The 24,413-nt window shown below is 50.2% G+C and carries 24 protein-coding genes; 9 read left to right on the forward strand and 15 right to left on the reverse strand.

The genetic code is table 11. The features are described from left to right. Window positions 1-1,726 (forward strand): hypothetical protein (locus HYT76_04130; protein MBI2082738.1); only part of this gene is annotated, 1,726 nt, incomplete at its 5' end. Here the strand turns inward: HYT76_04130 and HYT76_04135 are convergent. Continuing rightward, a complete protein-coding gene (locus tag HYT76_04135; protein ID MBI2082739.1) occupies window positions 1,723-3,132 on the reverse strand; it encodes an aspartate aminotransferase family protein in 1,410 nt (469 codons plus the stop codon). The two genes, HYT76_04130 and HYT76_04135, sit on opposite strands and share 4 nt — an antisense overlap. Before the next feature lie 6 nt (window positions 3,133-3,138). On the opposite strand from HYT76_04135, the gene HYT76_04140 reads away from it, so the two are divergent. Continuing rightward, entirely contained in the window at window positions 3,139-3,354 is a 216-nt protein-coding gene (locus HYT76_04140; GenBank protein MBI2082740.1) for a hypothetical protein, read from the forward strand. On the opposite strand, the gene HYT76_04145 is transcribed toward HYT76_04140, so the two are convergent. Further along, window positions 3,341-3,514 (reverse strand): hypothetical protein, encoded by a 174-nt coding sequence (locus tag HYT76_04145; protein MBI2082741.1) that lies wholly within the window; start codon window positions 3,512-3,514, stop codon window positions 3,341-3,343. The two genes, HYT76_04140 and HYT76_04145, sit on opposite strands and share 14 nt — an antisense overlap. 54 nt (window positions 3,515-3,568) lie before the next feature. Between HYT76_04145 and HYT76_04150 the strand changes: the two genes are divergently transcribed. From HYT76_04150 to HYT76_04160, 3 genes are all read left to right on the forward strand, one after another. Beyond that, window positions 3,569-4,240 (forward strand): hypothetical protein, encoded by a 672-nt coding sequence (locus tag HYT76_04150; protein MBI2082742.1) that lies wholly within the window; start codon window positions 3,569-3,571, stop codon window positions 4,238-4,240. 41 nt (window positions 4,241-4,281) lie between these two features. Next, entirely contained in the window at window positions 4,282-4,995 is a 714-nt protein-coding gene (locus tag HYT76_04155) for a hypothetical protein (protein ID MBI2082743.1), read from the forward strand. Between the two features lie 152 nt (window positions 4,996-5,147). Beyond that, on the forward strand, window positions 5,148-5,921 hold the full coding sequence (locus tag HYT76_04160) for a TatD family hydrolase (protein MBI2082744.1): 774 nt from the start codon (window positions 5,148-5,150) through the stop codon (window positions 5,919-5,921). On the opposite strand, the gene HYT76_04165 is transcribed toward HYT76_04160, so the two are convergent. The 3 genes from HYT76_04165 to HYT76_04175 form a co-directional block, all read right to left on the reverse strand. Beyond that, complete coding sequence (locus tag HYT76_04165; protein MBI2082745.1) at window positions 5,860-7,080, reverse strand: hypothetical protein; 1,221 nt, start codon at window positions 7,078-7,080, stop codon at window positions 5,860-5,862. The genes HYT76_04160 and HYT76_04165 overlap by 62 nt on opposite strands. A 2-nt stretch (window positions 7,081-7,082) precedes the next feature. Continuing rightward, window positions 7,083-8,024, reverse strand: a complete 942-nt coding sequence (gene gshB / locus HYT76_04170) for a glutathione synthase (protein MBI2082746.1) — start codon at window positions 8,022-8,024, stop codon at window positions 7,083-7,085. Window positions 8,025-8,088: 64 nt separating this feature from the next. After that, window positions 8,089-8,361: an HU family DNA-binding protein gene (locus HYT76_04175; protein ID MBI2082747.1), complete on the reverse strand. Its 273-nt coding sequence runs from the start codon at window positions 8,359-8,361 to the stop codon at window positions 8,089-8,091. A 196-nt stretch (window positions 8,362-8,557) separates the two neighbouring features. Between HYT76_04175 and gyrA the strand changes: the two genes are divergently transcribed. Beyond that, window positions 8,558-10,993, forward strand: coding sequence for a DNA gyrase subunit A (gyrA, locus tag HYT76_04180; GenBank protein MBI2082748.1), 2,436 nt, complete (start codon window positions 8,558-8,560; stop codon window positions 10,991-10,993). Beyond that, complete coding sequence (locus tag HYT76_04185; GenBank protein ID MBI2082749.1) at window positions 10,983-11,453, forward strand: DUF192 domain-containing protein; 471 nt, start codon at window positions 10,983-10,985, stop codon at window positions 11,451-11,453. Before gyrA ends, HYT76_04185 begins: the two co-directional genes overlap by 11 nt. On the opposite strand, the gene HYT76_04190 is transcribed toward HYT76_04185, so the two are convergent. Together HYT76_04190 and HYT76_04195 are read right to left on the reverse strand one after the other, a co-directional pair. Next, on the reverse strand, window positions 11,386-12,348 hold the full coding sequence (locus HYT76_04190) for a peptidylprolyl isomerase (GenBank protein ID MBI2082750.1): 963 nt from the start codon (window positions 12,346-12,348) through the stop codon (window positions 11,386-11,388). The two genes, HYT76_04185 and HYT76_04190, sit on opposite strands and share 68 nt — an antisense overlap. 70 nt (window positions 12,349-12,418) lie before the next feature. Next, complete coding sequence (locus HYT76_04195) at window positions 12,419-12,694, reverse strand: acylphosphatase (GenBank protein MBI2082751.1); 276 nt, start codon at window positions 12,692-12,694, stop codon at window positions 12,419-12,421. 59 nt (window positions 12,695-12,753) lie between these two features. On the opposite strand from HYT76_04195, the gene ruvX reads away from it, so the two are divergent. Together ruvX and mltG are read left to right on the forward strand one after the other, a co-directional pair. Continuing rightward, a complete protein-coding gene (gene ruvX, locus HYT76_04200) occupies window positions 12,754-13,191 on the forward strand; it encodes a Holliday junction resolvase RuvX (protein MBI2082752.1) in 438 nt (145 codons plus the stop codon). Then, window positions 13,188-14,144, forward strand: coding sequence for an endolytic transglycosylase MltG (gene mltG, locus HYT76_04205; protein MBI2082753.1), 957 nt, complete (start codon window positions 13,188-13,190; stop codon window positions 14,142-14,144). Before ruvX ends, mltG begins: the two co-directional genes overlap by 4 nt. Here the strand turns inward: mltG and HYT76_04210 are convergent. The 8 genes from HYT76_04210 to HYT76_04245 form a co-directional block, all read right to left on the reverse strand. Next, a complete protein-coding gene (locus HYT76_04210; protein ID MBI2082754.1) occupies window positions 14,119-14,889 on the reverse strand; it encodes a nucleotidyl transferase AbiEii/AbiGii toxin family protein in 771 nt (256 codons plus the stop codon). The genes mltG and HYT76_04210 overlap by 26 nt on opposite strands. Further along, complete coding sequence (locus HYT76_04215) at window positions 14,870-15,499, reverse strand: hypothetical protein (protein MBI2082755.1); 630 nt, start codon at window positions 15,497-15,499, stop codon at window positions 14,870-14,872. Before HYT76_04215 ends, HYT76_04210 begins: the two co-directional genes overlap by 20 nt. Window positions 15,500-15,555: 56 nt before the next feature. Continuing rightward, window positions 15,556-18,402 (reverse strand): excinuclease ABC subunit UvrA, encoded by a 2,847-nt coding sequence (uvrA, locus tag HYT76_04220; GenBank protein ID MBI2082756.1) that lies wholly within the window; start codon window positions 18,400-18,402, stop codon window positions 15,556-15,558. Between the two features lie 101 nt (window positions 18,403-18,503). Beyond that, complete coding sequence (locus HYT76_04225; GenBank protein ID MBI2082757.1) at window positions 18,504-20,555, reverse strand: hypothetical protein; 2,052 nt, start codon at window positions 20,553-20,555, stop codon at window positions 18,504-18,506. Then, the gene (locus HYT76_04230; protein ID MBI2082758.1) at window positions 20,549-21,949 is read right to left on the reverse strand and encodes a phosphoglucomutase/phosphomannomutase family protein; all 1,401 of its coding nucleotides are present in this window, start codon (window positions 21,947-21,949) and stop codon (window positions 20,549-20,551) included. The genes HYT76_04225 and HYT76_04230 overlap by 7 nt, the downstream gene beginning before the upstream one ends. Window positions 21,950-21,954: 5 nt before the next feature. Continuing rightward, entirely contained in the window at window positions 21,955-22,821 is an 867-nt protein-coding gene (gene pdxA / locus HYT76_04235; GenBank protein MBI2082759.1) for a 4-hydroxythreonine-4-phosphate dehydrogenase PdxA, read from the reverse strand. Between the two features lie 22 nt (window positions 22,822-22,843). Beyond that, window positions 22,844-23,401 carry a SurA N-terminal domain-containing protein gene (locus HYT76_04240; protein ID MBI2082760.1) on the reverse strand — a complete coding sequence of 186 codons (558 nt, stop codon included), beginning with the start codon at window positions 23,399-23,401 and terminating at the stop codon, window positions 22,844-22,846. Further along, the gene (locus HYT76_04245; GenBank protein ID MBI2082761.1) at window positions 23,398-24,333 is read right to left on the reverse strand and encodes a SurA N-terminal domain-containing protein; all 936 of its coding nucleotides are present in this window, start codon (window positions 24,331-24,333) and stop codon (window positions 23,398-23,400) included. The genes HYT76_04240 and HYT76_04245 overlap by 4 nt, the downstream gene beginning before the upstream one ends. Between the last annotated feature and the right edge of the window lie 80 nt (window positions 24,334-24,413).

The following is a 24,413-nucleotide window of genomic DNA, read 5'->3' on the forward strand; positions in this document are numbered from 1 at the left end:
GGGTGGGGAGGCGGAATACAATGATTATGATGATCCGATCGAGGAGGATGACCTGATCGGCCGATGCGATCTGGAACTGAACTGGGGATTTTCACAAGATTTAACGATTGAACCGAAGCCTGCGAATGCCGGGTTCCTTTTGAACGCGACCGGTCCTGCCGTCGGGACACGCCGGGATGACTTAAGCTTCCCATGGGCCGACAAGATCAAATTGGAGACCTATCGGGATCCGACGACCGGGGAATGGCCATCGAGTTGTCATGATGATGAGGGGGTTGGCACGGAGAATCTTGAAAAAACCTCCCTTTCAGGAACGAAATCTGGATCCGGGAAGAAGAAGAACGGGAAGGGATCGAAGGGATCCAACAGCAGCAGCGACTCGAAGCTTGTGGTCCCTGTTTTAGATCTTGGTGCGATCACGCGCAATCAAGGGGTTCTAGGAACAGTCCCTTCCTCTGTCTTTAATCGTGCAGCCTGGAGATCGTGGGAGGAATATGCGCAGGATCTGATTGGGATTACGAAGCGGAACAGCGTCTCGAGTGCTGAGGTGACATCGGCCCCTGCGGCCGATTCCAATCGTGTGAGGGAATATAAACTGACCGGGCTCCATGACCGGAATCGAAAACATGACACCTGCAATCGCTATAAATTAACCGTCTGGCAGTTTGGGTGGCAGAGGGATTATCCGCCGGATGGGTATCTCCCGAGACAAAAGACGGTCGATCTCCGGTATCGGTCCGAATTTAAAGTCGCTGATGAGGAGACGATCATGGAACGTTCCAATTTCGTGACCGGCTGGGACGACTGGTATTTCGCTGCGTTTGAAGGTGAGGATATACCGACTCCGGACGATCTTGATCGGGATCCTGACCATCGCGATGCGATCCTTCAGGATGAGAGGACTTATATGATTCCGCTCAAGGCACAACATCTCGCCCCGACGAATCCGATCGAGATCGAACTGCTTTATTATGGTTGTACCGATGGTTGTCTGAAGGAATTAAAGGTCGAAAACCTGTTGCTCATCAATGGGACCATTTACGATTATTATATCCCGGCCCGCCAGGGGTGGATTGATCAAACATCGTCCGCGGATCAAGATGTTGTCTATGCCTTCCAAGGGGGGCCGGATGCCACAGTGGAAGAGGAGGATGGAGATCGGGAGATCAATTGGGGGTCGGGGATTGAAAACCGAACCCCGAATCCGAGATTGGATAGCAGCTTCAGTAGTAGCAAGTATACCTACCAAGGAAATCTGGAGGCAGCCTTTGATGGTGATCCGACAAATGCCGTCGATACGAGACAAGTCCCCTTGATCCAGTACCTCTTGAAGACCCGTTTTCGGGCCCTGAAATTCAAGATTACCGCGCATGGGATCGATGGTGAAGATCGTGTCGTTTACCGGGAACTGGTCCCACGGTACAATTCCCGATTTGTGCGACCCGATTATATGTTTGTGGAACCGGGCTATTGGGATCCGTTTAGAGAGGTGACTGTAATCCAGTTTCTTATTAATAGAGGGGACGATGGTAATCTGTTTAACTACAGACTCCCTCATTGCACGATAACGACCGATTGCCCAAACAATTGCACCGATCTCAATGGAGACCTCCCCTGTTTCGAATGTCAAACTGATGGTATCTGCAGGGCTCGAGAGTGGGAAGATAATAGCATGGAACTGCAACTTGGCAGGGCCTTTGGCCGGCTTGGCAATAGAAACCGCTAAGGTTGTGGAGAAGTGACCGAAAGGGGAGTTTTTGACCGAAGTGCATTTTTCGCGAGCGTCATTCCTACTTCCCATGTCGCCCCGGGGAACTTGTGGCAATCCGCTACAACTTTTTCAAATGACTTCAGAAAATAATCAACGTCTTCGTCGCTGATAATAAGAGGCGGCAAAAACTTCACAAGGTCGATATTATGTCCCGCCACCTGACTCAAGATCCGATGATTCGCCATGAGTGGGACGACGATCATCTGACCAAAGAGCCCTTTATTAGCGGCATGGATCATCTTCCAGGCCGCCTTGAGCTTTAAGGATTTAGGTTCGTGGAATTCCACACCAAACATCAGCCCCTTTCCGCGTACCTCTTTGAACATTTCATAATTCTGTCCGATCTCACGAAGCCTTGAAATCATCTTTTCCCCGAGACTCGTTGCCTTTTCCGGGAGTTTTTCATCTTCCATCATCTGAAGGGTTGCCAATCCGCAGGCCATCGCAAGATTGTTTTTCCCAAAACTGTTGGAGTGGACGACGCAGCGATCCATGCGCGAAAAGATCTTTTTGTAAATTTCGCGTCGATAGAGGATCGCACCGACCGGGGTAAAACCACCGGAAAGGGTTTTGGCGATACAGACAATATCCGGTTCGAGATTCCAGTGTTGATAGGCGAACCATTTTCCCGTCCGTCCGAGCCCTGCCTGGACCTCATCGGCAATGAAGAGCGTGCCGTATTTTCTACAGAGCCTCTGTGCCTCCGGGAGGAACTTCTCCTCAGGGAGATAAAGACCTTTTCCCTGGATCGGTTCGAAGATGAAGGCGGCACAGTCCCCCTTTTTGAGTTCATGCTCAAGGATCGTCAGATCATTGAGTGGAATCGCGCTTGCTGGGAGCAGCTCTCCAAATCCATCTCGGAACTCCGCATTTCCGTTCACGGAGAGCGAGCCAAGCGTCAGTCCATGAAACGAGTGATCGAGGTAGAGGATCCGGTTGCGACCAGTCGCACCACGCGCAAACTTGAGTGCCCCTTCGACCGCCTCTGTTCCGGAGTTCGTGAAAAAGACGGTATCGAGCTGTTTTGACGTCAGTGAGACCAATTTTTCCGCGAGCAGCCCCGAGAGGAGGGAGCAGTCCATCTGGACCAGCTGCGAGAGATCGAGGTCGAGCAGCTCTCGAATCGTCTCTTTAATGTGCGGATGATTCCGGCCGATCCCAAAAACTCCGTAGCCGGAAAGAAAGTCGAGATAGCGATTTCCCTCACCATCATAGAGGTATTGCCCCCCAGCCTTTTTATAGACCTTATCGAAGCCGATGGTTCGAAGCACTTTCACAAACTGGGGATTGACATACTGCTCATGCAGCTCGTAATTCTCGCCCCATCGCTCTTCGATCAACTTCTTGAGGGAAAAAGACATGTGGTGGTGGGTAACATTTATCATTATCGTTTGCAACATGCCGATGCTGTCAGAGGGTTTCTTTCAAAAACCTTCGCGACACACGTCGCTCGCGTTTACGCACGCTCGCGCGTTCCTTCTCGGCCGTCGTGGCATTCTGAGCATGGAGACGACGGCCTCCGAAAGGTCGCGTTCAGTTTTCTCAAGAAATCCCTCCGATCGCTCGTCATCAATTTTTGCTGACGGCACGATCTTGTGGAGAGGTCTGAGAACCAGGAGTCCTGCGATCGGAATCAAGTTGTTGCAGGGGGACCCTGTAGCCTTCACAGGGTGGAACCTGCCAAGCAATCACGACGCAGGCGAGTTTTCGAAGACCTCGGAAGAAGGTCATGCCGTCAGCCATGATAACAAATGCCCCCTCGCCGACCTCCCACCCCCGCCCAATCGATCCGCCGACATGCCGGCCTTGATCAGGTCTCTGCAAGAGGTTGGGATCAATACAGGAGATGGGGAGCTGTATGAGATTTTTGAGGGGAAGCCGCAGAAGACGAAGATGGAGCAGTTTTTCCAGCTCCTCTACCTGATTCAAGAGCAGAAGAAGGATCAGTTGCCGGTCACGGTGACTCGCCCAAAAATTACGGAGATCTTGTTGGCGGCAAAAGTTTTTACCGATCGCTCATTTCCCGATCAGATTGCATCAGTAACCTTGGACCGATCTGAAGGAAAAGACCGATCACGGTATCAGGTGCGATTCGATGCCGAAGAGGTCCGATTTCCTCTCAATCAGGGAATTGGGTTCGCGGTTTGGGATCATGGGATGTGCCAGCATGCCCAGGAGATTGTCCTCTACGATGGTTTTAATTTTGAGCTGAAAAAATCAGGGAAAAATCTTGTCGTTGATGATTTCGAGAAGGTAGAGGCGTTTGGTAAATTTGGGAATCGTGGAATTTTCGATATTGATATCAATTATGCCGAATTTGAGCGGGTCGAGTTTATTGCCGGGACGGATGAGGGGAAGGTGAAGTCTCGCGTCTCGCATCGGGAGTTCGCAACGAACCCGCATTCATTTCTGTTTAAATTTGTGGGACGGCTGATTCCCGATACATCACGACAGAGGATTGACTGGTGAGCTTGACAACAACAGTCTCTTAATAAAATATAGTCTTCACCATGCCCGACGAGTCTCAAAAAATGGAAGAATACGCGGTTTCCGAGGCCTGTATCGCCTGTGATGCCTGCTGCAACGATTTCGGCGATGTCTTCAAGATGAACGCCGATCATACGCGGGCGATCGCGTTTGCCCCGGTCGCGAAGGGAAAATACAATCCGTGGGATATTATTTATGATTGCCCCGTCGATGCGATCTCCCTGATCAAAGGGGAGCTACCCCCGCCGCCGGCTGACAAAAAGCCTGCCTCGGCGAAAAAAGGGGAAGCATTACCACCCCCCGATCCGGCGGAGATCCTCGATGACCGGCCGTGGGAGATCCGGTGGGAAGAGGCGAAGGGTCGAGGTCCGGAGACCTATTGGGAGCGGATGAAGCGGTATGGGCAGGCCTATACGGTCGAGGAGACCCCCCATCAACTTCTTTATCATTTTGCGTTGCCGGAGACAGTCCCGGAACATCCATTGAAGTATCAATGGAATCTTCCGAACAAGATGCCGGATTATAAGTTGGATATTCAGCTGGCCCGAGGTGGCAAGGTCCTGTTGCTGAAAGGGTGGTTGGAGGATCAGAGGGTGAAGAGACTCTGCGGGATGGCGAATTCGTTTCCGGATCGGTTTTATCGTGAATTTGAGCTTCCGGTCGCTGCCAAGGAATTCAAGCATAACTATAATTCCAGAGATAAGGTTCTCGATATTGTGGTCGATAAACAAGACTAAATCCCCCCGTCGTGGTTGCCAGTGTTTCATCTGCCCCCCTTTTTCAAAGTGGAGCGGCCCTTACATCTATAACGGGCAGGAAAGGAACCCCACTTTAACAAAGGGGGGTTGAGGAATTTAGTGGCTATAATTTGAGGGGGGATTTTGTATTCATGATCGACTCACATGCCCACATACACTTTGATGATTTTAAGGGAGAAATCCCACAGGTCATTGAACGTGCACGACAGGCGGGTGTCGAGACGATTATCAATGTCGGCACCGATCTCGAGTCGAGTCGTCAGGCGTTGGAGATTGGGCGAAATTATTCTGGAATTTATGTTGCGATCGGTTTTCATCCGCATGAAGCGGCGAAGGTGACGCGAGAGGATCTCGCCGCACTGAAACTCCTGGCGGCAGATCAAAAGGTCGTGGCGATCGGTGAGATCGGGCTTGATTATTATTACGAGCATTCACCACGAGAGGCGCAGTTGAGGATATTGCGCGAGCAAGTGGGTCTCGCCCATGAGGCAGCGCTTCCACTCATCATCCATTGCCGCGATGCCTTTCAAGATTGCTTTGCCATCATGGATGAAGAGGAGGGGTGGAAGAGGGGAGGGGTCTTTCATTGCTTTACAGGAGACTGGGGGATTGCCCAAAAAATTCTGAAAAAAGGTTTTTATCTCTCATTTTCAGGGATCCTGACCTTCAAGAAATCCGGAAATCTAAGGGAAGTGGCGGAAAAGGCCCCCCTCGAAAAGATTTTGGTGGAGACCGATTGTCCTTATCTCGCTCCTGAACCGCACCGGGGGAAGAGGAATGAACCGGCTTATGTCCAACTGGTGGCGCAGAGGCTTGCCGAGATTCGGGGGGTTTCGTTGTCTGTCATTGATGAGGCGGTGACTCGGAATCTAGGAGAATTGTTTCGTATTCCAAAAGTTGATTAAGTTGCTGGATTAACTCCTCCGTTTTTTTCTTCCCCCTTTCATCGAGCGACTTCTTGACGACCGATCTCATGATAGATCCTGCTGACGCAAAGCGGCCGTGGGTGATCCGAAAGATCTTCTGGTTCGCCTGTTGAAAAGAGTCTCTTTTCCTTAAAAATTGTTCCGGATTGTCGGCCCCCGGGTCGTCTGAGTTGTAAGTAATGGGACCGAGGAGGCGAGGGTCGGTTGCTTCGGTTACCGCATCGAGCAGTGAGGGGAAGAAGTTGTTTGATTGATCCCGGATCTCTTCGGCTAGTTTTTGGACGGATGAAAGAGGAGACTGAAAATCGCGTCCCTCGAGTGCCAGAAGGGCCTGTTGCTTCAGCCCTTCATCGTGGCCCCTCGGATTTGCGACATAACTTTCAAAGAAGCGATGGGAGTTTGAGATCAGATGGGCGAAAGTCCCGACAAATCCCTCTTGTTGTCGACCCCATTCGAACCAGGCACGGAACCCCTTGAACGCCATTTCAGGCGTGATCTGTCCTGCATGATACGGGTTGTGAAGGTCCTGGAGGTAGTGAAAGGAGTTGGCCAGAAATCGCCAACCCCAGTAATCTTCACCAAGTTCGAAGGCGAGTTGGGAGAGTTGAAACCAGATCTCGGCACGTTTCGACGCCTCACCGACGGCACGAAAAGGGAATCCAAAGGTTGAACGGGGTTTCCTAAACGAGAACGGTGGTTTCTCAATATGACGAAAGGCTTGGGAATTTGGTCCTTCAAGAGCCCCAAACCATTTCTGATCCGCGTAGCGCGCGATCGGCTTTCCCTTTTCATCCCGATCAAAGAGGTTTTGATCCCTTCCATCGTCAGGATCAATCGCGTATAAACTTAAGACCTCAATGGGTGTGACTGTTTCCTTACCCATAAGTTCCGGAACCGGTTCCTCGATATCGATTCCCGGATCAATTCCAAGCCAATTTGAAAAATGCCATATATCTCCAATCCCGGCAGGGAGTTTTTTAAGGAGGGCGGAGAGGGGAGTGACTTGGACAGGGATCCCGAGCTGGAAATTCGATTTCACCGGTTCCAATGCATGTTTACCGATCAGCTGGTGGTCAGACCCGTTCCAGGCAAAAAGGGAAAACGGAAAAAGGAGGAGGATGAGCAGGAACTTTGTCATGATCAGGTTAATTTCTTTTCCATACAATCGACGATCTTTTCCTCATATTTCTGATGATCCACCTCATTCCATTCCCACAGGAGTCCGGGACTGGTCACATTGATTTCCGTCAAATATTCCCCGATGAGATCGATCCCTGCGAAGAAGACCCCTTTTTTAAGAAAAAAAGGTTCGAGTGAGGAGCAAATTTTCTTTTCGCGCTCCGTAAGTTGGGTAGCGGCATAGGTGCCGCCATGATCAGGGCTTGTCAAAAAACCTCCTGCAGCGGGATGGCGAATGATCGCTCCGAAAGTTTTGCCATCGATGAAGAAGACCCTCTTCTCTCCCCTTTCCACCGGCAGATATTCCTGGACCATCACCGGGAGATCGCCGCCTCGGGTCAGCTGATGGATCAGCTTTGAATGATCTCCGGAGAAGGGGCAGAGGTGGATCCCCTTTCCGGCATAACTATCGAGCTCCTTCACGACAACCGCTCCCTCTCTCTCCTTTTGAAACGCCTCGATTCTGTGCCAGTCACCCGTCACGAGAGTCTTCGGTATCCATTCAGGGAAGAAGAGGATTGAGAGTTTTTCATTCCAATCCCGTAGCGTGGAAGGGCGATTGATGACCCATGTTTTATCCTCAACAAGAGAGAGGAGGTGGGTCGCATAATAATAAGAGGTGTTTACCGGCGGGTCCTTCCTCATCAGGATGATATCCATCTCGGCGAGAGGTTTGGGGAATGGAGGTTTAAAATGGAAATAAGGGGTTCCCCGGGTGACTTTTACCTCGGAGACCATCGCGCAGGGCTCGCCTTTTTGGCTAAATAGCGAGGTCGGATCGGTATAATAGATCGTATGATTTCGATCATAGAGCGTTAGCAGCAGAAGATGCGACGAATCTCTGTGAAAATTGTAACCGGTGTATTTGTCAAGAACCCCGAGGACTTTCATCTTGCTCGTCATAAATAAAAAACCCCTTTATTTGAATTAAAGGGGTTTTTACCTCAAAACCATCAAGAGCCTGGTACTACTGAGTGCTTTTCCGAAGCTCTTTCCCGGGTTTGAATTTCGGGACATTACAGGCCTTGATATCGATCTCGGCACCTGTCTGGGGATTACGACCCTTGCGAGCACGCCTCTTGGCAACATAGAATGTGCCGAAGCCTGTCAGAGTGATCTTATCCCTTCTCTTAAGGCACTTCTGGACCCCGTCAGTGACGGAATTCAAAGCCCTTTCTGCGACTGCCTTGGAAATTTTGCAGTCTCTTGCGACCCATGCGACTAATTCACCTTTTGTCATTATTTTCACCCCCCTTCATTTTTAGGCTCCCCGCGAAGGCTTATTTGATGCGGGTTTTAGGGCCTAAACTTAATGAAAGCGGTATGTATCAATCTCAAGGAAGAGTCAATTAAAAAAACGGCTGATGCTGATTTTTTCTGCATTGGCATGGCTTTTGAATTGACTCGGGGCTCCCCACGATTTATTTTCATCGCCCATGCCAACGTCTGCAGAAATTATCCCAGTCAATATCGAAGATGAGATGAGGCACAGCTATCTGGATTACGCGATGAGCGTCATCATCGGTCGCGCCCTTCCGGATGCTCGGGATGGATTGAAGCCGGTTCATCGCCGGATTCTCTATGCGATGTATCAAGAGGGGCTTCTTTCCAATAAAAGATATTCAAAATGCGCCGGTGTCGTTGGAGAGGTTCTGAAAAAATATCATCCGCATGGGGATCTCGCCGTTTACGATGCCCTCGTCCGATTAGCCCAGGATTGGAACATGCGTTATCCCTTGATTGATGGTCAGGGGAATTTTGGTTCTATCGATGGCGATCCGGCAGCCGCCTATCGTTATACTGAGGCACGGCTGACGCGACTGGCCGAGGAGATGTTGGCCGATATTGAGAAGGAGACGGTCGATCTCGTCCCAAATTTTGATGGTTCGACTCAGGAACCGACCGTGCTTCCCTCGAAGGTTCCAAATCTGCTGATTAACGGTTCTGACGGGATTGCTGTCGGGATGGCGACGAAGATTCCGCCGCACAACTTGAGCGAGATTATTGATGGCTGTCTCGAGCTTATCAAGAATCCCGATGTTTCTGTAAAAGATCTCATGAAGATCATTCCTGGGCCTGATTTTCCGACCGGCGGTTTTATTTATGGGAGGGAAGGGATTCGCGGGGCGTATGAGACAGGGAAGGGGATTCTGCAGCTCCGGGCACGGGCCTTGATTGAAAAAGTGGCGAAAGGGGACAAGGAGAGCATCATCGTCACCGAGATCCCCTATCAGGTCAATAAGGCACGTCTCATCGAAAAGATCGCCGAACTCCATCGGGACGGAAAGATCGAAGGGATCTCGGATCTTCGGGATGAATCAGACAAGGACGGCATGAGGATTGTTGTGGAGCTGAAGAAGGGGGCGGTCGCTGGTGTGATCCTGAATCAGCTTTACAGTCATACCGCGATGCAAACGACCTTCGGTATCATCCTGCTGGCGATTGTGGGGGGACAACCACGCACGCTTAATCTCAAAGAGGCGCTTAAGATTTTTATTGATCATCGTCATGAGGTGGTGATCCGAAGAACCGCCTATGATCTGAAAAGAGCGGAGGAACGTGCGCATATCCTCGAAGGATTGAAGATCGCTGTCGATAACCTCGATGCTGTCATCACCTTGATCAAGAAATCGAAGTCCCCTGTGGAAGCCAAGGAAGGGTTGATGAAGAAGTATGGGATGACGGAGATCCAGGCTCAGGCGGTTTTGGAGATCCGGTTGCAGAGACTGACCGCGATGGAACGAGAGAAGATTGTCGAAGAGTACGAAGAGGTTCAGAAACAGATCAAGGGATATCGCGAGATTCTCAAGAGCGAGAAGCTTATCTATCAGATTATTTCGGAAGAATTGACGGAGATCAAAAAGTCCTATGGTGATGTTCGTCGGACGGAGATCCAAGGGAGAACCCAGGAACTGACCGTCGAGGACCTCATTGCGGAAGAAGAGATGGTTGTGACCATCTCCCACAAGGGGTATATCAAGAGAAATCCGATCAGTCTCTACCGGGCTCAGCGTCGTGGAGGACATGGGAAGACCGGCATGACGACGCGTGAGGAAGATTTTGTTAGTGATCTCTTTATCGCCTCGACCCACGCCTATGTTCTGATCTTTACAAACCGCGGGAAGGTTTATTGGCTGAAGGTTCATGAGATTCCGCAGGCAGGGAGGGCAACGAAGGGGAAGCCTATCGTGAATCTTGTGCAGATGGGCTCCGATGAACAGATTGCGGCGGTCCTGACCGTAAAAGAGTTTGCCGAAGGGAAGAATATTATTTTTGCGACTAAGAAGGGGATAGTCAAGAAGACCGCCCTCACCGCTTACGCGAATCCAAGGGCCTCCGGGATTATTGCTCTGGGAGTCGAGGAAGGGGATGCCCTGATTGGTGCCTCCCTGACGAATGGAGAACAAGACATCCTTCTCTCAACCCGTGATGGTCAGGCGATCCGGTTTCATGAAAAGGAAGCTCGTGAGATGGGGCGTGTGACGGTTGGAGTTATCGGGATTCGTCTGGATAAAAAAGATGAGGTGGTCAGTCTCGAAGTTTTGCAGGAAGGACAGACAGCCCTTTCGGTGACGGAAAACGGTTATGGCAAAAGGACAGCGCTTGAGGAGTACCGAATTCAGGGACGCGGCGGGAGCGGGATTATCACCATCAAGACGACAGACCGTAACGGCCCTGTTGTGGGAGTCATTCAGGTGACTAATGATGAGAATATCATGCTGATCACCAATCTAGGAAAGATCATCCGGATTCGGGTCGACCAGATTTCAGTTATTGGTCGGAACACGCAGGGGTTCCGGCTGATTCATCTTGAAAAAGATGAAAAGGTTGTCGCCTTCGCAAAATTGGCCGAAAAGGAAGATGAAGAGTAGGGCTCATTTCCTGACGGCTCTCTTTCTCGTCCTTCTGATTTCCTGCTCTTCTGCCTCTCTCGAATCTGTTATCCTCAAAACTCGTGTAGGTCGTGAAATTACTTTTCGAGTGGAACTTGCGAGAACCACTCAAGAGCGCGAGAAAGGGCTCATGCACCGAAGGGAACTCGCGTTCAACCACGGGATGCTTTTTGTTTTCCCCGAAGAGACCCAGTCTCCCTTTTGGATGAAAAATACCCCTCTTTCTCTCGATATGATTTTTCTGGATAGAGATGGAGTCGTTGTTGGCCTGATCGAAAACGCGGTCCCCTACTCGGAGGAACTCCTGATGCCTCAGGTTCCCTATTCCTATGTGCTCGAGGTCTCCGGCGGAACGATTCCTCGAGAAGGGATCAGGATTGGGGACTCGGTGCAGCTTCCGGTCCAGGGGCAGGTGCCGGTTCGCCCGCGCCCTCATTAGGCTCCACCGCTTCTGGAGAGGGAGAGGGAGAGGCAGGCTTCTTTTCTTCGATGTAATCAACCTTATACTTCTTTTTCAGGTCGGCCAGGAATTTGGTTCGAACATCTGACTGAAGACGAAATCTGATCCCAGTCTCCGCCTCTTCAAAAGGTTGAAGTTTTTTCTCTTCGACCACCTTGATCAAGTGAAACCCGTCTTTTGTCTGGATCGGTGATGGGGAGACATTCCCCTCTTGCAGGGCAAAGGCCTGTTCGGCCAAGGGCAACCACCCCATCCGTTCGAGTCGTTTGTCCCGAAGGGTGATGTAGCCGAGACTCCCCTGATTCTGTTTCGATTGGGAGTCTTCTGAAACCTCGCTCGCCACCTTATCAAAAGTCTCTCCCTTATCTAATCGTTCTTTGATCTTCGCGATCAGCTTCTTGGCGGCATCCTCGGTCCGTTTTTGTGCTGGTTTCGCAGCAGCCTTTTTCTTGGCCCCTGATTCCTCTTCGACAGTCCGGATCAGAATGTGCGAAAGTTTCAGCCGTTCAAATTCATCTCGATGATTTTCATAATACTGCTTGATTTGATTTTCGAGCTCATCATCTAAAACAGCCTGGGCGATGATGATCTTTTCATAAAGGTCGAGCTTTTGCTTGGTTTTGTCGGAACGATGGATTCCACGTTTTCTCGCCTCTTCGTAGAGGAGGGTTTGCTCCACGTAGTTTTCCAAAATCTTCTTTTTCCCTACCGGGGTTGCCATGCGAGGTTTGAGGCGGGGATTCACCTCTCCCAGGACAGTCAGATCTTTTTCGGTAATCCTTTTTCCACCGACCTTCGCAAGCGTCGGATTTTTCTCACAGGCTGTTGTGAGAAGGATCGCGATAAGCGGAATCAAAGCGAGTCGTAAATGCATAAGATTTCTCCCCTTTTTTTAAGGACTTGAATATTCACAGGGCCTCTTCTTGTCAAACAAATTTCAATGATCAAACAATCCTGAAATCAGGAAATTCACCTCGGTATGCCTCCCATTCGACCCGGATCTCCTTCACACGGGCGGCAGGGGGGCCTTCGTGACACTTCTCGATCATTCGGTCGACGAATCCTTTTTCTCCCTCAATAAACGCCTCAACGCGACCATCCGGGGAGTTTCGAACCCAACCGCTTAGCAGGAGTTCATTGGCGACTGTTTCCGCCCAGGCCCTGTAGCAAACCCCCTGAACACGGCCTGAGATCCAAAGATGGGCGCTAACTTTTTCCATGCATTTCCTTTTAAGCTATTAGGTTGATCTGTTCAATCACGTTCTGTATCCTTTTTATTATGAGAATCTTGGCACTCGACATTGGGAGTAAGACGATCGGGGTTGCCGTCTCGGACCCGATGGGTTGGACCGCTCAGCCGATCAAAACGATCCGCAGAAAAAACCGTCTCTCGGATGAAGAGGAGATCTGTACCCTTATCAAGGAGTATGAGATCGAGGAAATCCTGATCGGTCTGCCGCTTCATATGAATGGTTCCGAAGGAAAGCAGGTCGATGTGGTGCGAGGTTTCGCCAGAAATCTGGAGGGGAAGGTTTCAGTGCCGGTAAAGTTTTGGGATGAACGCCTCTCGACGGTCGCTGCGGATCGTTCCCTCCTGGAGGCTGATCTCTCCCGACAGAAGAGGCGAGAGGTGATCGATAAGATGGCGGCAGTGTTTATCTTGCAAGGATATCTGGACTCTCTTCATTCCCTTTCAGAGGAGGAGACAAAGGGGTGAGAAGAATCATTGCGACACTGTCTCTCGTCCTGTTCGTGATTGTCTCTGTTTTTCTGCTTAATTTTGTCCTTTTTTTGGTGACCCCCTATCGAAAGACGGAGGGGCCGATTTCCCTCGTGATCGAGCCGGGGATGAGGGTTGATGAGATTCTGAAAAAGCTGTCCGAGGAGGGATTGGTTTCGAATCCGGTATTTTTTGAACTTTATCTAAAGGCGAGGGGATTCGATAGAAAGATACGGGCGGGGGATTATCAATTTGACTCAGGCGTTTCGCCTCATCAGATGGTGTCACTCTTGTTGAAGGGAGATTTTGCCCGCCTCCGGATAACTATTCTCGAGGGATGGACGGCACGAGAGATCGCGAAATTTCTGGAGGGGCAGGGTTTGGTTCGTGCGGACGAATTTCTTCAAAAGGCCAAGGATCTTGAGGGATACCTTTTTCCGGATACTTACGAAATGTATCAACCCAAAGGGGCTGAGGAGATCGTCCAGAAGATGGTCGGTCATTTTCATGAGGTCTTTAATCCTTCACTTCAGGCTCGCGCGAGAGAGGTTGGGTTGAGTGATTATGAGGTTCTCATTCTAGCCTCGATCGTGGAGAAGGAGACAGGGAATCGGGAGGAACAACCGCTTGTTGCTTCCGTCTTTTTGAATCGTCTGAAGCGGAAGATGGGACTCGCCTCGGATCCGACCGTGATCTATGGGATCCCTAATTTCAATGGGAATCTGACCCGCGCCGATCTGGAACGTCCCTCACCTTATAATACCTACCTCAATGCCGGACTCCCCCCGACACCGATTTGCAATCCCGGACTTGCCTCGATCCGCGCGGTGCTTTATCCCGCGGAGACTGATTTTCTCTATTTTGTTTCGAAGAATGACGGGACTCATCAATTCTCCAAGACCTCGGAAGAACATTACAGGGCGGTTATGGAATATCAGAGGTCTCAGTGAGCAGGCCCTCGATCATTTGAATCAGGCCAACCTTCATTTTATGAGCTAGACCGGCGATCTGGTCCTGATCGAGTGTATCCCTTAATTCTTCATGAAGGGAGTCATCGGTCAGGCCTCTGACATTTTGCTCCAAGCGAGCCAAAAATTCCGGCAAAGTCATGCTTTTTGGGAGGGAAGAATTTTTCACTCTTCTCGCATAGTTTATTTTTTGCAAACGGGAACGGAGTGTCGGCAAGTGAGGGGTCTTGCCCAGATGTCTGTAGAGAAAGTAGGCATCATAGAGATCCCGCATCAACTCCCTTTCATTCCAGGCAGCCAACTTATTAGCCAAGGCGATATCAAACCTCATGACACGCACGATGTGAGGTGATTGTTTATTTGAGATGGCCAGATCAGCAGTGCTGATTGGTTCTGACTCGCACGAATCGGATACGTTCGCTTCCAGATGTGTTCGGAAAGTGCCAGAAGCATTGGTAAATACCACATCATAACGGACGTTTGTCGAATGGAGCCTTTTTTCAATGCGGGCACCTTTCAAGTCCGCCATTGCCTTGTCGATCAACGGACCGATCTCTTTTTTAGAGCGAAATGGAACAAAGACGTAATCCAGATCGTTCGTGTAACGAGGGCAGTTGAGCAGTCGGAGAACCATCCCTCCTTTCAAGATGGCGTGTTTTCCTAATTTCTCTGACAGATGATTGATGATCCAGAGCCGCAAGCCTTCATCAGACTGAATGGTATCCATGTAACACCCCCTTTACGAAGACGATAAATTTTGGATTTTTGTATTTTTTGAGATAGTTTTCGATTTTCCTGGAATCGAGTTTTTCAACAGCAATGTCCGAATAAATATTGAATGAAAATTTGTTCCCTGATTGATAAAAATAGAGCGTGTCAAGAAAAGCTTTTTCCGTGTCGGCAGAGAGGATACCGCCCTCCCAATCGGCATAACCAAACCAGTGACGCCGGCCAGCAGCGGGAGAGGCGTATCCGAAGTGGACGATGTTTCCCAAACGGGATTGGTAGATTCTTGTTTTGCCGATCTTGATGGCATAAACTGTTTTTTGAGGGATATTTCCAATCAATCCTTTTTTGGCTAACACCGTTCCGAAACTTAATGCGGAGCCGGGTGAGAGGCGTTGGGAGAGCCACTCCAGGCTAAAGTTATCGGCAACATAATACCCTCGGCAAAATGGGTGCAGGAGCCCGGCCTTTAGAAACGGTTTTAGTTTACGGCTTAGTGCAACAGATGAATTGGCTGAAAGAAGATTGGCCAGATCATAGGTTGAGAAGACGCCTCGATGTTTTGGGATCAGCGACTGAAGGAGAAGGAGTTGGTCCGGCTCTAATTTCATTATGAAGTATAATATCATAAATTAGATATTATGTGTCAATATGATAATTTTGGTATTTACCGCGAATTCGCCCTCTTGAGAGGTTTCGAGGCGAGGACTTTCTTCAGATATTGACCTGTGTAGGATTGGGGAGTTTTGGCGATCTCTTCGGGTGTGCCCCGTGCGACGATCTTTCCACCCCCATCCCCCCCTTCGGGTCCGAGGTCGATCAGATAATCGGCCGATTTGATGACGTCCAGATTATGTTCAATCACAACCACCGTGTTCCCCTGTTCGACAAATTTATTGAGGACGTCGAGCAGCTTTTGGATGTCGGCGAAGTGCAGTCCTGTGGTCGGTTCATCGAGGATATAGATTGTCTTTCCGGTGCTGCGACGAGAGAGCTCGCGCGCGAGCTTGATCCGTTGTGCTTCACCGCCGGAGAGCGTGGTGCCTGATTGGCCCAGTTCGATATACCCAAGACCGACCTCGATTAACGTATTGAGCTTGTTCTTGATCGGCGGGATATTTTCGAAAAACTGAGTCGCCTGCTCCACGGTGAGATTCAGGATGTCCGAGATCGATTTACCTTTATAGTCAATCTCCAGCGTTTCGCGATTGAAGCGCTTTCCCTTGCAGACTTCGCATTCCACATAGACATCAGGCAGGAAATGCATCTCGATCCGGATAATTCCGTCTCCTTCACACGCCTCGCAGCGCCCCCCCTTCACATTGAACGAAAACCGGCCTGCCTTGTAGCCACGCGCACGGGATTCCGGTAGATCGGCAAAGAGGTCACGAATGAAGGTGAAGATGCTGGTATATGTAGAGGGATTCGATCTTGGTGTACGACCGATCGGGGACTGATCGACATTGATCACCTTGTCGATCAACTCCAGTCCGCGAATCTCCTTCAATTTGCCAGCCGGTTCCTTTGAGCTGTAAAGTCGCTGGGCCAGATTTTTGTAGAAGGTGTCATTGATCAGCGTACTTTTTCCGGAGCCGGAAACCCCTGTCACACAGATGAAGAGGCCAAGCGGAATTTCGATGGTCAGGTCTTTCAGATTGTTTTCGGTCGCCCCGACGAGGATGAGGGATTGCCCGCGGGGTTTGCGACGGGTCTCAGGAACAGGGATCTGGAGCCTGCCGGAAAGATATTGGCCGGTCAGAGACTTTGGATTCTGGCAGATCTGTTCAGCGGTCCCGGCGGCAACAACCTCGCCACCATGGATACCGGCCCCCGGCCCCATGTCGATGACATAATCGGCATCGAGGATTGTATTTTCATCATGCTCGACAACCACCACCGTATTTCCAAGATCCCGGAGTTTTTTGAGTGTCCCGATCAGACGATCATTATCCCTCTGGTGAAGGCCGATCGAAGGTTCGTCCAATATATAAAGGACACCGACAAGGGAAGAACCGATCTGAGTAGCAAGCCGGATTCTCTGGCCTTCGCCACCGGCGAGTGTGCCGGCGGTCCGGTCGAGGGTCAGATAATCAAGCCCGACACTTGCCATGAAGGAGAGCCTTTCCCGAATCTCTTTGAGAATCTTTTCCGCGATCTCGTTCTCTTTTTTTGAGAACTTGAGATCGGTAAACCATTTGAGGCACTTCAGGACCGACATCTGGGTCACATGGTGGATTGATTTCTCTCCGACTTTGATCGCCAGGCTCTCTGCCTTGAGCCGCGCCCCCTGACAGGTGGGGCAGGGGCGGATATTCATGAAGCGTTCGATATCTTCACGGACCCAGTCCGAATCGGTTTCCTTATAACGACGCGAGAGGTTCGGGATCACCCCTTCGTAGGTGTTCGAGTAGAACTCCTTACGCTCTTCAAATTCATAAGAAAATTTTAACACGTCATCCTGGGATCCATAGAGCAGCACATTCTGGATTTTTTTCGGGAGCTCTCCGAAGGGGGTTTTCAGTTCGAAATGGTAGTGTTTTGACAGCGTCTCGAGCATGTTCCAGTAAAATTCAGACGAGCGATTTTCCCACGGGACGATCGCTCCTTCCCGGAGGGAGAGATTTTTATTCGGGACGACAAGATCGGGGTCGAAAAACATCTTGGTCCCGAGGCCATTACACTCCTTGCAGGCGCCCAGTGGGCTATTGAACGAAAACATCTGGGGTTCGATCTCCGGATAGGAGATGCCGCAATCCGCGCAGGCAAAACGCTCCGAGAAGAGGACTGTCTCTCCTCCAAGCGCTTCAATCTTAGCCAGCCCCTCGGCATGCTTCAAAGCGGTTTCTAATGAATCAGCGATGCGCTGTTCGATCTTTGGTTTGATAATGAGCCGATCAACGAAGAGATCGATATCGTGTTTCTTTTTCTTGTCGATCTTGGTCTCTTCGTCGAGTTCCTTCGTTTCTCCGTCGAGTTTGATCCGGACGAACCCCTGGGCCTTCAACCGCGCCAATTCCTGGGTGTATTCCCCTTTTCGATTTCTCACGATCGGGGCGAGGATATGGATCTTCGTCCCCTCCTTCATCCTCATAATTTGATCGACCATCTGGGAGACGGTCTGGGCGGTAATCGGTTTTCCACAATTGTAACAATGGGGATGCCCAATCCGTGCGAAGAGGAGTCTTAGATAATCGTAGATCTCTGTGATCGTCCCAACGGTCGACCGTGGGTTTTTGGAAACGGTCTTTTGCTCGATCGATATGGCGGGGGAGAGCCCCTCGATTGAATCGACCTCCGGTTTTCCCATCTGTTCGAGAAACTGCCTGGCATAGGCAGAGAGCGATTCAACGTACCGACGCTGCCCCTCGGCATAGAGGGTATCAAACGCAAGCGATGATTTGCCTGATCCGGAGAGACCGGTGATGACGACCAGTTTGTTTCGAGGGATCGTGACATCGATCCCTTTGAGATTGTGCTGCCGTGCCCCTTTTATAAAGATAACCGACGGTTCCATGAATCTCCCAGAATATCTTTACTGCTACTCCTCTTTCAAGAACAAAGACCAGTTCCAGTAATCTTGTCGCACGAAGGAGGAGGAAGGTTGTGGGGAAAATGCTAGAGATTCGGCGAAAACTGAAACCGGTAATACGGAAAGAAATCCTTCGGCATCTGACGGAGGGCAGGAAGGTACTCTTCTTTCATCTTTTTCGGGAGATTCCTTTGGGCCTCCCGGTACCATTGGTCATAGTCACGGAAGTTACCGGTCATCTGGATCTTGTTGAGTTTTTTTCCGATCTTGTCGCAGACCTCGAAGATCTTTCCATTTTCGAGATTGGCAGCGAATCGTCCTTCAGGTGTCAAAAGGATGCCACCATTTTTATAGAGTGCATAAAAGGTAAGGATCGCTGACTTTCCATGATCATCCTCCTCTCCCATCGCCACACCTCGTGTGAGGAGGGCAAGAAGGCCGATAGCGGCGTTATCCGCCTGTTCCTGCGTCATGATTTCGCGACGGACTGCCTCCGGAAGACTGGCGAGTCCCAGCATATCCGCGCGGGCCTCTTCCAGGGCGCTGGAATGTTTCCCAAGGAGTTCATGGGAGGTCATTTTTTTCTCCCCGTCTGTTTTAACGACATAGGATCGGGAGGGTCCGGCCCCATGGGCATTTTCATGACCGATCACAAAAAGGCTGATATCACCCGGATTTAAGCGCGCCACCTGCGCAGGATCCATCGTTCGCTCAGCCATCGGTCGAGCGACCGCATCGTATCGGGCCAGCATTTTGTTGGTGAGAAGGACCTTTTTCGAAAAATCGGCTCGACCATACGGTTTTACATTCGGAAGATAATAGGCCAGCGTTACAAACTTGGCCCTGCCGTCTCCTGCAGAGAGGCCTTGGATAAATTTAAATGGGGGCAAGGTCTTGAAGTCTCTTTTTTGATACTGAGGCCCGAGATCTTTTGCGATTTCGTCTTCCATCCAGTAGAGAAGCTCACGAAACTGCTGTCCCTTCTTTTCCCATTCTTCGTCAACAATTCCAATAAACGCCTCCATGATGGCATTGAGATGAAATGGGCTGTGATACTCTTCATAGTAACCGAGCGTCATGTCCCAGGGTCCATTCAACTGAATCCAGGAGATATCTCCCTCAAAAAAAGGGTAGGGGTTCGTGAGATTCTCGAGTTCTCGTGCTCGTGTCATCAGAAAATGGGAGAAAGAGGGATCGATACCGGGAACTTGCGCTGCCTTTTTAAGTCCCGCAACGAGTCGTGTCTGGGAAGGTTTGAGGGGAGGGTGGTTATTGATGCTTTCCCAGTTCCAGATACCTGTCGGTAATCGATGGCGGACAACAAAGGGGCTTTTTAGGATTTCAAGATTCGGTGCGGAGCCCTGAAGAAGCAGGTCATGGCCCCTTTTATCATGGTCTTCGGGCCAAAAGCCTTGATTGGGTGTCGGTTTCGGGCTTTCAGGATGGGCGCTACAAAGAGGATCGATTTCTGCTGTCAGACATTGAACTCCTCCCAGGTGATGAAGGGCAAAGAGGTCTTCAGGATCTCCTTTTTCAATGATCTCCTCTCGATAGGTAAGGTTACGAGGATCGATTTGGGCGAGATAAATCTCTTCCACATAGGGGACCACCTCATCGATGAGGATCTTGATCGCCCTTTGATCCGGTTTTGGGAGGATAGAAAAATCGAGATCCATGATTTGAAGCCGGCGGGTTGCCAGTTCGCGATTTCTCAAGACCCGACGATAGGCCTGACGATTTTTTGGGGTTGGTTGTTCCTGATAAGCGAGTTTGAGCTTGGCCAATCTCTGATCCAGAAAAGAGGTGTCATGGAGGAGCAAGGCGATCCGATCAAGATTCATCGTTGTCCAGTCGATCTTGTCGAGGAGTTTTTGGAGAAAGCTGTTGGGTTCCCCCTCTTCAAATTTCGCCTTTGGGGAAATGGTTTCGAGTCCGAGCAATTCTTTTTCTTCGATACGTTCATCACCATCGTCTTGCCATCGAAGAGCGAGGCCTAAGTTGTAGGCGGTTTCATTGAATTGAAGTACTTTTGAAGAGAGCGGTTCTTTGCTGGCATCACAACATCCTAGAACAAAGAGAATCGAAAAAATAATAAAAGCTGATGAGAAGAGGTGGGCCTTTATCATCAGCTTTAGCACAGTAGCGCTTGTCCTTCCTCGAGAAGGCGTTTGACTTGATCAGGGGTTGACGACTCGGCATAGAGCCGAAGGAGGGGCTCTGTCCCCGAGGCGCGGATCAGGAGCCAACTCCCATCCGAGAGCAGGAATTTCGTCCCATCGAATGTTTTTATTTCAGAAACCGTTTGTCCTCCTAACCGATCCCGCTTCAGACGAGGAAGGGTTTCTCGGAGTCTCTTCATCACCTCTTCCCCGAGATGGAGGTCCAATCTTTCAAAATAATGAGGACCGATCTCGCGATGGAGATCCTCGATTACAGAGGAGAGTTTTTTCCGATGGTAGGTAATAATATCCAGCAGGAAGAGGGCTGAGAAAATACCGTCTCTCTCATTGAGCCAGTCTGTGACAGCAATCCCACCGGATTCCTCGCCACCCATGAGGGGGTCTGGGGCCGCCCTCAATTTTCCCCCGAGATGTTTAAAACCGACAGGGGTTTCCAAAAGGCGGAGATGGTATCGCTTGGCCAATTTATCAATCATGTTTGTTGTCGTGATTGTCTTGACCACAAGCCCGGTTTTTTTGTGAACCGATGCGAGATGTCGAAGGATCAGAGCGAAGATATGGTGGGAATCAACAAAATTCCCTTCCTCATCGACCGCTCCGATCCGATCGGCATCCCCGTCGGTCGAGAGGGCGAGATCGAGTTTTTTGTCGCGAACCACTCGGATCATCTCTGAAAGATTTTTTCGGATCGGTTCAGGATTTAATCCCCCGAAGTTCGGGTCTTTTTCACCATGAATTTGAAAAATGTCTGTTTCGAGAATCTTCCCAAGGTAGTCGGTTCCAGCGCCATAGAGGGGATCAAAGCCGATTTTCCAGTTTGCCTTTCGAATTTCGTCGGTCGCGAATCTTTTTTGCAACGCCTGGATATACCCCTCCATCGGATCAAAAATTTCGAGGAGCCCTTTTGCCCGAGCCTCTTTCAGAGGGATCTGCTTGACTTCTCGATCCGTGAGAGAGTTCAGGATCTCTTCGATCGCGGCGGTATACTCTGGAGAGGCGGCCCCGCCATCTTCCTCTTTGATCTTGATCCCGTTCCACTGAGGGGGGTTGTGACTCGCTGTGATCATGACACCAGCAATCGCCTGATTCGTTTTTGTCTGCCAGGCGACAACAGGAGTGGGGCAGTAATTCTTTGAAAGACGGACCAGAAAGCCATTGGCGGTCAGGACCTCGGCGACCTGCCCTGCAGATTCTTCGGACAAAAGACGACGGTCAAACCCGACATAGATCAGCCCCTTTTTCTTTCGTGCCAGGAGATACTCTGCGAGCGCGTGAGCAACACGGCGGACATTTTGCTCGTTGAAATCTTCGTGAATAATCGCACGCCAGCCGTCAGTGCCGAATTTGATCATATTGTTTAATGGGAGGGGGCGTTATGTTGCGCCAACTCCACCGCCATCTTAATCGCTGCCACCATACTCGACGGATTCGCCTTCCCTTTCCCCGCAATTTCAAAAGCGGTTCCGTGATCGACGCTTGTTCGGATGAAAGGGAGCCCCAATGTGATATTCACTGCCTCATGGAAATGCAAGAGTTTCAGCGGGATGAGTCCCTGATCATGATACATTGCGACCACTGCATCGAATTCTCCGTTGGCAGCGCGGTAAAAGACAGTATCCGGTGATAAAGGGCCGACGGCGTTAATCCGTTTCTGGCATCCCTTCTCCACCGCAGGTCGAATGATCCTCTTTTCTTCAGACCCAAAAATTCCAGCCTCTCCGGCGTGGGGATTCAGTGCGGCGACGGCGATACGCGGGTGTTTGATGCGGAACCAGGTCTTGAGATGCCGATCAGTCATCTCGATCGTCTCGAGGATGGAAGAGACAGTCAAAAGTTCAGGGACTCTTTTTAATGGCTCATGAATATTGGCGAGGACCACCTTCAGTCTGGGACCCATCATCATCATCCGGACTTTTTTTGCCCGGCAGAGTTTTGCCAGAAATTCTGTATGTCCAGGGAAACGATAACCGGCAAGCTGAAGCCGTTCCTTGGATATGGATGCCGTCACAATCGCGTCGATTTCGCCGTTCATGGCGGCATGAACTGCTTGCTGAATAAAAAGGGCTGAGAGCTGACCGCATTCCTTCGGCGTCAGTTTTTTGGCCGATCTGAAATTGGAGTACTTCGGATCGCCAAAGATGATCGGACGACAGAGGCGATGGAGGGAACGATCAGCCAGCGCCTTTTCGATCACCTCCGGGCCGATTCCCTGAGGATCGCCCATGGTGATGCCGATGATTGGGATCCTATTCCTTGATTTCGATGTAAGTTTTTTCACGAACCTCGTCTAAATAAGCTTCAAGTTCTGGATTCAGGCGCGACTGAACAATCTCCTGCCTTGCCCTCATTCGATCCTCTTCAGAAGGCTTCGGACCTGCCTTGCGGGCGATTTCATCCTCGCTGATCTTGATCCTCGGAACGATGACTTGTCCCAAAAACTTCATCTTTCGAATCTCCACTTTTAAGGATTCCTTGTATTGATCAAAAGTTTGTCCCTCTTTTTCGAGCTCTTTCTTAAATTGTTCCGGGGTCAGATGGTTACGGAAGAGGATCTCTCGGATCGCCTGGGCCATATCTTCATCATTGACGGTAATCTGCAGTCGTTCGATTTCGGATTCGAAGAGTTTTTCGCGAATCAGGGTCGTCAGCGGCTCTTTTTTCCCCGAAGAGGACTGTTTTTTGAGATCCGAAAGGGTAATAATTTCTGTCCCGACGACGGCAACAATCCGGTCGACGATCTCAGCTGAATCGGCCCAGAGGGGGACTATGATCATTATAATAAGGAGGGTGAGGAGTTTTTTCATGAAAGCTTCTTTGTCTCCAAGAGAGCCGCCTCGTCAATCTCAATCTTCGAATGTTTATAGAGCTCGTTCAACCATTTTTTGAGGATCTCTTTTTGATTTTTTTCTCTCCATTCCGCTTCGATCTGAGGGCGGGCTTCTTTGAGACTCAAGGTTCTCGGCGGTTTTCGTTCGATGACCCGAAAGATATGAAATCCATACGCGCTTGTCACAATGCCACTGGTCTGTCCCGGAAGAAAACGGAAGCAGGCCTCGTCCAAGATCGGCGGAAGATCTCCCCTCGCGACGAAACCGAGATCCCCCCCTTTTTCACGATCCGGGCTTTCAGAAAATTCTTTCGCGAGGGCGGCGAAGTTTTCACCCTTTTTTAGAAGCTCCAGGATTTTTTCGGCCTTCTCCCGGCTTGAGGCGACGATCTGACGGCAGTGAGAACGTTCCGATTCCATGTAGAGGGACAGATTTTTTTGGTATTCTGCCGCGATCTCTTTTTCGGAGGGGTGTTGTTGGGTGAGGACCTGTTTGGTTAGTTTTGAGAGAAGGAGATTGTTTTTGATTCGACGAATCCATTGTTCTTCATTAATTCTTTGTCTCTTGAGCGCCTCATGGAATTCCCACTGGTCGTATCCTGACTTGAGCCTCTCAATCTCTTTTTGAATTTCATCCCGCGAGACAGTTATTTTGAGCCGCTTTGCTTCCTGCAGCAGGAGTTTTTCTTCAATAAGGGTATCCAACACCTTCTTCTTTATCAGTTTTTGCGCCTCGGCGTGGGAGGCAAGATCACTATTGAGGGCCCTGGTCTCTTCCTGAAATCGAGCAAGAAATTCAGTTGAGGCGATCTTTTCCCCATTCACCGAGGCAATCGTCGTATCCGGTGTGCCGCCACAGGCGGAGAGCACGACAATAAAAAGGCAGAGATAAAAAAGGGGCCTAACCACTTGGTACCCGGTACCTTTTGGTCATCGCTAAATCAAGATGAGTTTTTATCCTGTGATTTCAATAGGTTAAAAAAATAGTG

The organism is Deltaproteobacteria bacterium, from assembly GCA_016180845.1.
Taxonomy (GTDB): Bacteria; UBA10199; UBA10199; order JACPAL01; family JACPAL01; genus JACPAK01.